The sequence below is a fragment of the Caballeronia sp. GAWG1-5s-s genome (assembly GCF_023631445.1).
In the GTDB taxonomy this organism is placed as follows: Bacteria; Pseudomonadota; Gammaproteobacteria; order Burkholderiales; family Burkholderiaceae; genus Caballeronia.
This window is the reverse complement of record NZ_JALQDC010000028.1, coordinates 244,732-256,293: the sequence shown is the minus strand read 5'-3', so window position 1 is coordinate 256,293 and position 11,562 is coordinate 244,732. Positions and strand designations below refer to the sequence as shown.

At 62.6% G+C, this 11,562-nt stretch carries 11 protein-coding genes; 9 read left to right on the top strand and 2 right to left on the bottom strand.

The features are described 5' to 3' along the window. Positions 1-44 precede the first annotated feature (44 nt). Complete coding sequence (locus NCR34_RS20530) at positions 45-2,324, top strand: putative bifunctional diguanylate cyclase/phosphodiesterase (protein ID WP_248324422.1); 2,280 nt, start codon at positions 45-47, stop codon at positions 2,322-2,324. A gap of 22 nt (positions 2,325-2,346) precedes the next feature. Here NCR34_RS20530 and NCR34_RS20525 read toward each other — a convergent pair whose 3' ends face one another. After that, positions 2,347-3,288 (bottom strand): LysR family transcriptional regulator, encoded by a 942-nt coding sequence (locus NCR34_RS20525; RefSeq protein WP_250501022.1) that lies wholly within the window; start codon positions 3,286-3,288, stop codon positions 2,347-2,349. Positions 3,289-3,409: 121 nt separating this feature from the next. Here NCR34_RS20525 and NCR34_RS20520 point away from each other — a divergent pair, with 121 nt between their 5' ends. From NCR34_RS20520 to NCR34_RS20485, 8 genes are all read left to right on the top strand, one after another. Beyond that, positions 3,410-4,432, top strand: a complete 1,023-nt coding sequence (locus NCR34_RS20520; RefSeq protein ID WP_250501021.1) for an alpha/beta fold hydrolase — start codon at positions 3,410-3,412, stop codon at positions 4,430-4,432. A gap of 452 nt (positions 4,433-4,884) precedes the next feature. Next, entirely contained in the window at positions 4,885-5,502 is a 618-nt protein-coding gene (locus NCR34_RS20515; RefSeq protein WP_248324419.1) for a CsgE family curli-type amyloid fiber assembly protein, read from the top strand. A 32-nt stretch (positions 5,503-5,534) separates the two neighbouring features. Beyond that, complete coding sequence (locus tag NCR34_RS20510) at positions 5,535-5,984, top strand: curli assembly protein CsgF (protein WP_248324418.1); 450 nt, start codon at positions 5,535-5,537, stop codon at positions 5,982-5,984. 18 nt (positions 5,985-6,002) lie between these two features. After that, the gene (locus tag NCR34_RS20505; protein WP_248324417.1) at positions 6,003-6,923 is read left to right on the top strand and encodes a CsgG/HfaB family protein; all 921 of its coding nucleotides are present in this window, start codon (positions 6,003-6,005) and stop codon (positions 6,921-6,923) included. Between the two features lie 4 nt (positions 6,924-6,927). Then, positions 6,928-7,485 carry a hypothetical protein gene (locus NCR34_RS20500; protein WP_250501020.1) on the top strand — a complete coding sequence of 186 codons (558 nt, stop codon included), beginning with the start codon at positions 6,928-6,930 and terminating at the stop codon, positions 7,483-7,485. Between the two features lie 162 nt (positions 7,486-7,647). Next, complete coding sequence (locus NCR34_RS20495; RefSeq protein ID WP_248324415.1) at positions 7,648-8,637, top strand: hypothetical protein; 990 nt, start codon at positions 7,648-7,650, stop codon at positions 8,635-8,637. Positions 8,638-8,879: 242 nt separating this feature from the next. After that, positions 8,880-10,004: a porin gene (locus NCR34_RS20490; protein ID WP_248324414.1), complete on the top strand. Its 1,125-nt coding sequence runs from the start codon at positions 8,880-8,882 to the stop codon at positions 10,002-10,004. 57 nt (positions 10,005-10,061) lie between these two features. Beyond that, the gene (locus NCR34_RS20485; protein ID WP_248324413.1) at positions 10,062-10,394 is read left to right on the top strand and encodes a DUF2322 family protein; all 333 of its coding nucleotides are present in this window, start codon (positions 10,062-10,064) and stop codon (positions 10,392-10,394) included. Positions 10,395-10,466: 72 nt separating this feature from the next. Here the strand turns inward: NCR34_RS20485 and kdgD are convergent, their stop codons facing one another. Next, positions 10,467-11,384: a 5-dehydro-4-deoxyglucarate dehydratase gene (kdgD, locus tag NCR34_RS20480; protein WP_175945966.1), complete on the bottom strand. Its 918-nt coding sequence runs from the start codon at positions 11,382-11,384 to the stop codon at positions 10,467-10,469. Positions 11,385-11,562 lie beyond the last annotated feature (178 nt).

Sequence of the window (11,562 nt, the reverse complement as noted above, 5' to 3'; positions counted from 1 at the left end):
AGCAGCGAGCAACGCCGCACTCACGGCGGAAAGGGACTACGGCAGTGCAGGAAAGAGCGAGCGATTTTCTCGGAGCGATCGGCGATAGCGTCGCGCGGCGACTGCCGTACGTGGAACGCGCGCGCCGGTTCGACGCCTACGCGCTGGCGGTGCTGGGCGCGGCGCTCGTCGCGTGCGTGACGCCGTTCGTGCCGCATGCGTGCGCGCTTGTCCTGAGCGCGGCGTGCGCCGCAGCCGTGGCGGTCGTGCATTGCATGCTGCGATCGAAGCGGCAGCTCTTTGCCGCGCAGCAGTTCTCGAACGGGCTGCTTTCGATAGCCGAAGACTGCATCAAGCTGCTCGATCTCGACGGTCGCGTGATCTGCATTTCCGATGTCGGCGCGCGGCTCCTCGAAGCGGCGGATGCGAAGGAGATCGTCGGCATCGACTGGCTTGCGCTGTGGGACGGCGAAGACGCGCGGGCGGCATTCGAACACGCGAAGGCGGGCCGGTCCGTTTCGTTCTCGGGCGCCTGTCCGACGATGGCCGGCTCCCCGAAGTGGTGGACGTCCACGTTCGCGCCGGTCTATGGCGAAGAAGGCTGCGTCGTCGCGGTGCTCTGCAAGTCGCGCGATATCACGGCGGAAGTCGATCTCATCGAGGAACTGCGCGGCAATGCGCGCGTGCAGAAGGACATGGAAGACCATGTCGATGCCGTGTTCTGGACCGCGAGCCACGACTTCAAGGACCTGTTGCATGTGAGCTCGGCGTTCGAGCGCATGTGGGAAATGCCCGTGGCCGCGCTCGAAAGCGATAAGACCGCGTGGATGCAGCGCGTGCATGCCGAGGACATGCCGGGCCTGCGCGCCAAGATGCGCGATGCCGTGAATAGCGGCGCGCCGTCGCAGAGCTATTTCCGTTTGTGTCTTGCCGGCGACCGCACGCGCTGGGTGCGCGCGGACATCTATCCTGTCAGCGAAGACGGCGCGGTCTCGCGTGTGGTCAGCGTGTGCGTCGACGCGACCGAAGAACGCATGAACTTGCAGGCGCTCAATCGCCTTGCGAACACCGACAGCCTCACCGGACTGCACAACCGCAACGCGATGATGCATGCGCTCGTCGAGCGATGCGCGTCGGGCGAGCCGTTCGCGTATCTGTTCATCGACATCGACCGCTTCAAGTCCATCAACGATACGGCGGGCCACAGCGCGGGCGATGCCGTGCTCAAGGCGATTGCCGAACGCATCGGCGAGGCCATGCCGCCAGGCGCAGTGGCAGCGCGTGCGGGCGGCGACGAGTTCACTATCGTTCTTCCCGGCGCATTCGATCAGGAACGCATCGAGCGCGCGTGCAGACGGCTTGCGCTTGCCTGTAGCCGGCCGATCAAGGCAGGCTGCAAGACCGTCAACATGACATGCTCGATCGGCGTCGCGCTGTACCCCGAGCATGGCCGTACGCCCGAGACGCTGTTCATCAGCGCGGACATGGCCATGTATGCCGCGAAACGCGCGGGCCGCAACGCTTTTCGCGTGTTCGGCGAGCGCGAGAAGGACGACCTCGCGCGCGCCCATCTCGAGACTGAGTTGCACGGCGCCATTCGCGACAACCAGTTCGTTCTGCACTATCAGCCGCAATACTCCATCCACACGGAAGGGCTCGTCGGTGTCGAGGCGCTATTGCGCTGGCAGCATCCGCTGCTCGGTCTCATTTCGCCGGCTGCGTTCGTGCCCGTGCTGGAAGAAAGCGGGCTCATCGTGGAGGCCGGGCACTGGATCATTCGCGAAGCCGTGCAGGCGGCACGGCGCCTTGCCGCATCCGTGCCCGAGGTGCGGTCGGTCGCGGTGAACGTGTCGCCGAAGCAGTTGCGCGATCCACGGCTCGTTCCCGTGCTTCAGCATGTCATCAAGCGATCGGGCATCGACGCGAATTGCATCACGCTCGAAATAACCGAGTCCGCGCTGATCGAGAATGTCGACGACGCGCAGGGTGTCCTGTCGAAACTGCGCGCGCTGGGCGTGCGCATCGCCATCGACGATTTCGGCACCGGCTATTCCAGCCTGAGTTATCTGGCGCGCTTCAGGCCGGATGTGCTGAAGCTCGACAAGTCCTTCGTCGATAACATCGCCACCGATGCGATGACGCGCACGGTGGTCGAAGGCGTGATCGATCTCGCGCACAAGCTCGGCGTGATCGTGGTGGCCGAAGGTGTCGAGACGCACGAGCAACTGGAGCGCCTCAAAGAAGCCGGTTGCGACAAGATGCAGGGCTTTCTGCGCTCGCGGCCGGTTGCGCTCGAAGCATTGCTGGAGCAGGCCGCTTGCGTGGAAGCAGACGGCGTGCGTTGAGGCTGCGCGCAACGCCGTCGCATCACTTTGCTGAGCGCTTGCGGCGCTTGTCACGTTGCGCGAACATCGGCATGGCGTCCAGCAGCCATGTGAGCAGCGCCTGCGGTCCGGCCGCGAGCGGCCTGCCCGCCTTCAACAGCACGCGCGCCTGAATGTTTTCGAAGACGGGATGCGCAATGGGCACGGTCTTCATCTCGCCGCTCGCAATCTCGCGATATGCAGCGAATGCACCGATCAACGTGATGAAGTCTCCCGCGCTCACGATGCGTTTCAATGCAGTGAGCGAGTTGGTCGTGAGCGTCGCGCGGATGGAGACGCCCTCCGCCAGTTCGACCATCTTCACGACATGGCCGATGCCGAACGTGGGCGGCATGAGCGCGAGCGGATAATCGCGCAGGTCGTCGACGCGCGCGACGCCGCCGCGTTCGACGAGCGGATGATCGCGCCGTGCAAGCAGTACCACTGGCTGCGCCGAGCTTGCGCGGACCTCGATGCGCGGGTGCGGCGGCGGGTTGTACGCAAGCCCGATATGCGCGCGGCTCTGCGCGACCTCCTCGATGATCTCATCGACGGCCAGCATCTCCACCGTTACGTCGAGGCCCGGATAACGCGCGCAGAACGGCGCGAGGACGTCGTCGACCAGCATGTCGACGTAACCCTCGCTCACCGCAAGCCTGATCTTGCCTTGCTGCAGCCCCTTCAACGCATGTAGCTGATCCTCCAGCTTCTCCTGCTGCGAACGATACCCGCGCCAGAATTCGAGCAGATGAAACGCAGCCTCCGTCGGCCGAACGCCGCGCGCCTGACGTTCGAACAGCAGCGTGTCGAGTTCGTCTTCGAGCAACTTGATTTGCCGCGCAATCACCGAAGGCGACGTGTTCAGACGATCCGCCGCGCCGCGAATGGTGCCGTGCGCGAGCACCTCGTTGAAGTAGCGCAGACGCTGCTGATTGATCTCTCGCATGACCCTGTGTCCGTCCGTGAGCGTTGTTCATCAAGCAACGATACGTGAACTTTGTTGCTCTTGCTCGGACGGCGCGACGCATCCATCATGCGCTCATCGACGACACTTTCGGGAGAGTGACATGACGGAGAACATCAACGGCTCGCGCCGCCGCCTGCTCGGTGCGACGATGGCAGGCATCGGCGCGATGCAGTTGGGCCTCAGCGGTCTCGTTCGCGCACAGTCGGCGGCGACAACGAGCGCGACTTCCTTTGCCGATATCCGTCAGATCAATGCCGGCACGCTCAATATCGGCTATGCGCAAGTCGGCCCCGAAAACGGTCCGCCGGTCATCCTCCTGCATGGCTGGCCGTACGACATTCATAGCTTCGTCGAAGTAGCGCCGATGCTTGCCGCCGCGGGGTATCGCGTGATCGTGCCTTATCTGCGCGGCTATGGCTCGACGCGCTTCCTCTCGGCCGATACGCCGCGCAACGGACAGCAGGCGGTCGTCGCCGTCGATATCATCGCGCTCATGGATGCGCTGCGCATTCAGAAGGCGCTCGTCGCGGGCTTCGACTGGGGCGCGCGCACGGCGGATATCGTCGCGGCGTTGTGGCCCGAGCGTTGCAAGGCGCTCGTGTCCGTGAGCGGGTATCTCATCGGCAGTCAGGAAGCGAATCGCGCGCCGTTACCGCCGAAAGCGGAGTACGCGTGGTGGTATCAGTTCTACTTCGCGACCGAACGCGGCCGCGCGGGCTATGAAGCGAATCGCCGCGCGTTCTCGAAGCTGATATGGCAAACGGCATCGCCGGAGTGGCATTTCGACGACGCGACGTTCGAGCGCTCGGCGCAGGCGTTCGATAACCCGGATCACGTCGCAGTCGTCATTCACAACTATCGGTGGAGGCTCGGGCTTGCCGAAGGCGAGCCGCAATACGACGCGCTCGAGAAGCGCCTCGCGGCCGCGCCGCCGATTACGGTTCCGACCATCACGATGGAAGGCGACGCGAACGCCGCGCCGCATCCGAACCCGTCCGCGTATGCAAAGAAGTTCACGGGCAAGTACCGGCATATCGACGTGGGCGGCGGCGTGGGACACAATCTGCCGCAGGAAGCGCCGAAGGCGTTCGCCGATGCGGTGATTGCGGTGGATCGCATGTGAGGTCAAACGCCACGCCGGCCCGCGTGGCTTTGCAATTCACTTAGACATGCAAAGCATTTGCGTGTCCCGATGCGCACGTCCTTCATCGCTTTCCGGTCCACCCACTACAGCCCGCCCGCGAAACCACGCGTGCGACCAACGAACGTCGCATTGCAACCACACTCTCGCGCAGTCACGACGGCTCGATCCCACACTATCGTTTGCGCAAACGTTTCGTCGGCGATCGAGCTCGCTCAACTTCATTCAATCCCCGAGCGCATTACAAAAATCGAAACTTTCCTCAGACTAATGTGGCGCATGCCACATATCGACTCGGCCGTTTTACGCAAAATCCGTTCCGTCTAACGAATAACAACAAGCAACGTCTGAAGGCGGCACCATAGCGGCCAAGGACATACGGGGAAGTCATGCAGCGAGAGAGAAAGCAGCCTGGCCAAAGGCGTGCAATCGCAGTGTGCATCATTGCTTTATCGGCCGTAGCAAGCCACGCATATGCTCAGGACGCCGAATCGGTCCCGGCCGCGCATGCAGAGCCGTCCGTTGCCGCGCAGCCGCTCATTTCGCTTCCGACGACGCCGACGCCGAGTCCGGTCGGCAAGACGACGCCGCTGCCCGCCGCGAACGGTGCGCCGCTTTCGCCGCGCGGCACGGTGAACGCATCCGAGTCGCTGGAGAAGAGCGCGACGCTCGCGGGAACGCCACGCGCCCGTACAGCCGATGTCACGGGCCAGAAGCCGCTCGACGATGCGCTCGGCGGTGTCGTCACCACCGACACGGTGACGCTCGCGGGACAGGACTTCTATAACTGGTTCGCGCAGGCATGGAGCGCGATTCCGTTGAGCGAGCGTTACGTCGTGTCGGTCCACGAGCGTCCTTCCGCGCGCTACGGCAGCCTCGTATGGGTCGAGTTCGGTCAGCGTCGCGTCTTTCAGGCGTTCTTGCCGATCGCGCGGGCCAACGTGCGGCCGGTGGCTGAAGGCGCGGCACAGGTGGCGTTCCAGAACGTCATGCAGGCAGACCTCACACGCCTGCTCTTTCGCGACGCCGACATGGCGAACGACGAACTCTAATAAAAGCAACACGGCCAACTACGGGGAACACGATGAAAACCAAGGCGCTTGTCCGCAGCGCGATGCTCGCCTGCGCGCTCTCGATGCCGCTTATGATGCCGCTTGCCGCTCACGCGACGACGCTCGTCTATGAGCCGGTGAATCCCAACTTCGGCGGCAATCCGCTCAACGGCGTGAATCTGTTGAACGAAGCGAACGCGCAGAACAAATACAAAGATCCGTCGCTCGCGGATTACGGCACGAGCGGACAGTCCACGCTCGATCAGTTCAACACGCAGCTGCAGCAGGCGATTCTGTCGCGCGTGGCGTCGTCGATTTCGAGTTCGATCGTGGGCACCGACGGCACGCTGCATCCGGGCACCATCAACACGGGCAACTTCTCGATTGCGATCACGCAAGTCACCGGCGGCAATCTGCAAGTGACGACGACCGACAAGACGACCGGCGCATCCACCACTTTCATTGTCGGCAACGGCCAGTAAGACGAGCGCACATCAGCTATGAACAACAAGACATTTCGGACCGCCGCGCTCGGCGCCACGCTTGCTGCCGCGATGCTGCTCACCGGCTGCGTGACCGCGCCGATGCCTTCGGCAGGCAACGCCACGCTGACGCCGCCGACACGCGTCACGCGCGATCTCACGCATCTGCCGCCGCCGAAGGGCAAGATCTATGCAGCCGTGTACGGCTTTCGCGACCTGACCGGTCAATACAAACCGTCGCCGGACAGCTCGTTCTCGTCGCAAGTCACGCAAGGCGGCGCGTCGTTTCTGGTGAAGGCCATGCGCGATTCCGGCTGGTTTCAGCCTGTCGAACGCGAGAATCTTCAGGACCTGCTGACCGAACGCAAGATCATGCGTGCGCTCGAAACGCCCGACGACAAGAAGAACGCGATACCGCAGATCGGCGCGCTGGCGCCAGCGAATATCGTGCTGGAAGGCGGCATCGTCGGCTATGACTCGAACATCCGCACGGGCGGCGCGGGCGTCGCGTATCTCGGCATCTCGGCGTCGCAGCAGTATCGCGTCGATCAGGTGACCGTGAACCTGCGCGCGGTGGATATCCGCAACGGCACCATTCTCAATAGCGTATCGACGACCAAGACCATCTACTCGATTCAGGTCGATACGGGCGTGTATCGCTTCATCGGCTTCAAGGATCTGTTGCAGGCCGAGATCGGCATGACGCGCAACGAGCCGCAGCAGTTGTGCGTGAACGAGGCGATCGAATCGGCACTGGTGCATCTGATCGTGCAGGGCGTGGCGAACCAGACGTGGGCGCTCAAGGACATGAAGGACTGGTACGACCCGACGATGCAGCGTTATCTCCAGGAAAACCAGGGTTACGCGCAGACCATGGAAGACGTGAACCCGCCGTATAGCGCGGTGAAGATCGATCCGCCGAAGACATTGGGAAGCTGATGCGATGAACAAGCCTAACGAAGTGATACCGCCGCGCGCGCCGTGGCGGGCGTCGAAAGTCGCGCTGTGCGCCGGCGTGTTCGCGGTCGTGAGCCTTTCGCTTGCCGTGTTCGCAGCGGACCTTTCGCCGGTGTCGGACTTCGGTCCCGCGGAGCCGGGCTTCGGCGGCGCGACGCAGGTTGCACGCGTCGCGCAGCACGGCGCCAACAATCGCGTCACCGGCATTCAGGCGGGGCAGAACGGCCTCGTCGTGAATCAGGCGGGCATCGCGAACGCGGCCGTGACGGCGCAGGCCGGCAACGACAACTGGTCGGTCGTGCAGCAAGGCGGCAACGCCAATCAGTACAACGGCTATCAGGCCGGGCAGTACAACCGGTCGATGTCAGTGCAAAGCGGTAGCGGCAATGCAGCAACGGTGACGCAGATCGGATCTTCGATGTCTTCGCAAGTGACGCAACTCGGCAACAACAACGAAGTGTCCATCCTGCAAAGCCGCAACGGAGCGGGGCTCCAGGTGATGCAGAACGGCAACGGCGCGCGGGCGTCGGTGCTGATGAAGTAACCCGTTTTTCGGCCTTGGCGACATGTCACGGCGCGAGGAGACCGTAGTAAGTAGTACGTAGGGAATAAGAGGGCGCAGTTCGGTCGCAACGGAGGGCAGCAGGGGCTGCCAGCCGTCGGTAATAAAGAAGTCACTCAAAACTCAAACCACGAGGCTATAAAAATGAAAGTCAAGGCAATCATCATCGCTATGGGTCTGGCAACGCTGGCTTCGACGTCGGCTTTCGCAGTGGACGGTTCCACCGGCGAAAAGGCGTTCGTTTCGCAATTCGGCACGGGCAACACGGCTAAGGTCGACCAGCAGAAGTCGAGCTACGACAACGTGACGGTTCTGCAAAGCGCCAACAGCGCGAACGCGGATGTCGAGTCGAAAAACGGCGGTTACAACACCACGACGATCCAGCAAAGCAGCGCGCAAGCCTCGTCGAACGAGACGGCGACCGTGAAGCAGGACACGACTGTCGGTAACACGACGTCGATCACGCAGACCGTCGGCTCGGACAAGGCACTGGTCGAAACGACGGGTGGCGGTTACAACACCATCGCGATCAATCAGGCAGGCACGGGTTCCGGCACGGACTCGCACGTCGTGCAGACGAACGAGTGGCATGACAACATGATGATCAAGCAAACCGGCGCGGCCATCGCCAATACGGATTCGAGCAACGGCGGCTACAACACGACGACGATCAGCCAGATCGGCTCGGCGAACGTGAATCTGGCCAACGTGCTTCAGATCGGCGCGGCCAACGAAACCACGACCATTCTGCAAACCGGCGACGGCAACGGCCACGCTTATGTGAACCAGCATTATTCGGCGAATGACCAGGCCGGCATCGTGCAGAACGGTAATGACCAGACTGCCTCGATCGACCAGAACTTTGGTTCGGGCAACAAGGCCGGCGTGCTGCAATTCGGCAAGAAGAACGAAGCACACCTCCTTCAGGACGCCTCGTTCGAATCGACCTTGCTGGCTGCTCAGATCGGCGACGAGAACTACATCTCGGCTTCGCAAACCGGCTACGGCAACTTCGGTTTGATCGGTCAGGCGGGCAGCACCAACTCGGCGACGGTCACGCAAGCCGGCACGGGTAACGTCGCGATCGTGTCGCAAAGCGGCTCGGGCAACAAGACGACCATCGCACAGCACTAAGCACGATAAGAGCATCATCGGTTGAATTTCGGGCGGTAACGGCTTCGAGCCGTTATCGCCCGTTTTTGCTTTCAGGCGGAACCGACGCGAGTCTGATCGACGCGCACTTGGTACGCCGCCGCGCGCTTCAAGCAGTCACCTCGGCCAAGGGCAGTCCTGCAAGCTTCGCCGGATGATGCTACGTTCCCGGCTAGGTCCGCCGGCGCCGCTCCGGCACGCCCAATACGAGGAGCATCGCAATAATGAAAGCCATCCACATTCGTTTCTCCGTCGCGGCGGGGTTTAGTCTGCTCGCATCCGCCACCGCCTGCGCCCAATCCAGCGTCACGTTATACGGCCGGCTCGACGGCGGCATCGAATATCTGAATCACGTTGCCAACGGCGCAGGCGGCAATGCCACGCGATGGAGCGCGGAAGGCGGCGACTGGGGCACGAGCATGCTCGGTCTCAAAGGCGTCGAAGACCTGGGCGGCGGCATGAGCGCCGTCTTCAACCTGGAAACCGCGCTGCAGATCATGAACGGCAGAACGGGCGGCGACCGCATGTTCTCGCGGCGCGCCTATGTGGGCATCAATTCGAAAACCTGGGGCCAGATTCAGGCAGGCCGCAATCTTTTCATCGACAGTGACGGCGTCTGGGAGTTCGATCCGATGGTGCAGGAAGCGGTGTCCTCGGCATCGCTCGTGCGCGGACGCAACTGGCAGCAGACGAGCAATAACGTCGAATACCATAGCCCCGTATTTCATGGCTTCGATGTTCAGGGCCAGTATGCGTTCGGCAATCAACCCGGTGCATTCAACAGCGGCGCGCCGGGCGAGTTCGGGCGCTCCGAAGGCATCATGCTCACGTATCATTCGCCGCTTCTCGATGTACGCGGCATCTACGACGAGTTGCGCGACCAGAATGGGCGCATGAGCAATATCTTCGCGTCGTCGCGGGAATACTTCGTCGGCGCTAACCTGAAGGTCGACAAGTTCAAGATCCAGGCCGCCTATACGCACTACGCGGCGCCCGATACGCCAGCAGGCATCGCCGATAGCGCGGACCATTACTGGCTCGGCGCGACGTATCAGGCGACGCCGCAATGGGCCGTCACCGCAGCGGGCTTTTATGTTCATGTAGGCGAGGGCGCGGGCGACGCCTCGCACGATCCCGCGAGTCACGCCATGCTGTATTCGCTCGGCACCACGTATAACTTCACGAAGCGCACGTTCGTCTACGGCACCGTGGCCTATGTGCGCAACAGCGCGAACGGCACGTTCTCCGTATTCGCGACGCCGCGTAACTCGGACGCCAGCACGAGCACGAGCCCGCTCGCCGGCGAATCGCAGACCGGCGCATATGTCGGCCTCATGCACATCTTCTGATGCGTGAATCGATTAAGATACTCCGCCTCATTCACCGACCATGACGGAGCCTCTTTCGTGATTCAGCCGAGCAGCGTATTCAAGGACAACCTCGCGCAACTGCCTTCGATCGAAGGCATCGAGCGTATCGATTTGATCGATGCGAAAGGCGATGTCGTCGCGAGCATCGAGAACAAGCCGGGCAAACAAGGCTCGCTCGCGGTCTATCACTACCTGAAAGAGACGTTCGGCACGCTGAACGCGCCGGCCGCCGAGCACGGGTTGCTCGTATTCGCAGAACATACGGCGGACGCGCGCAATCGTCCGGGCGCGCATCCCAATGTGGATCGTCTGCTCGAGATCGCCTCCGGTGGCGATGCAGTCGAGTTGCGCATTGTCGCGGCTTCCTGAGCGCCAGTTGAAACGCCCCGAGCGCCGCAGCAAGATCCGGCGCTCGGGGCGTGTTGTCGAAGCGAACGCGAGTTACTGCGCGCCGAGCTTCTTGATCAATGCATCGAGCTGGCTCATTTCTTCATCGGTCAGATCGGTGAGCGGCGCGCGCACCGGACCGGCATCGTGTCCGACGAGCTTCGCGCCGGCCTTCACGATACTCACGGCATAGCCCGGCCGACGATTGCGAATGGCCAGATACGGCAGGAAGAATTCGTCGATCAGCTTGCCGGTGGTCTCGTGGTCGTTGGCCGCGATCGCGCGGTAGAACTGCATCGCCGTCTTCGGGATGAAGTTGAACACCGCCGACGAGTACACCGGCACGCCCAGCGCCTTGTACGCCGCCGCGTAGACTTCTGCGGTCGGCAGGCCGCCGAGGTACGAGAAGCGGTCGCCGAGGCGGCGGCGAATCGTCACCATCGCTTCGATCTCGCCGACACCGTCCTTGAAGCCGATGAGGTTGGGGCAGCGATCCGCGAGACGCTCCAGCATGTCGGCGTTGAGCTTCGAATTCGCGCGGTTATAGATGATGACGCCCAGGTTCGGCACGGCCTTGCACACTTGTTCGGCGTGCGCCGCGATGCCTTCCTGGGAGGCTTCCGTCAGATAGTGCGGCATCAGCAGAATGCCTTGCGCGCCGTTCTTCTCGGCTTCCTGCGCGAAAGCGATGGCCGTGCGCGTCGGGCCGCCCGCGCCCGCGAGAATCGGCACCTTGCCTTTGCAGACTTCGGTGGCCGTGCGCACGATCTGCGAATATTCAGGCTGCGTCAGCGAGAAGAACTCGCCCGTGCCGCCCGCGACGAACAGCGCCGACGCACCGTACGGCGCGAGCCATTCGAGACGTTCCGCGTATGTATCGGCGCGAAAGTTGCCTTGGGCGTCGAAGTCAGTCACGGGGAAAGAGAGCAGGCCCTCGGATACGATTTGCTTGAGTTCTTGCGGTGTCGTCATGATCTATGTCTCGTTTGGCAGCGTCAGGCGAATGCAGCGCTTATAGGTCATCGTACAACATGCCCGCGCTGTCGGCAACTGATGTACCGTGACGCCGACTATTTCGCGGGTATACACCGAGCCAAACCGAGACAATGTGTTGTAGGATGACATAACTCCAAGACGGCGCGGGCCGTCA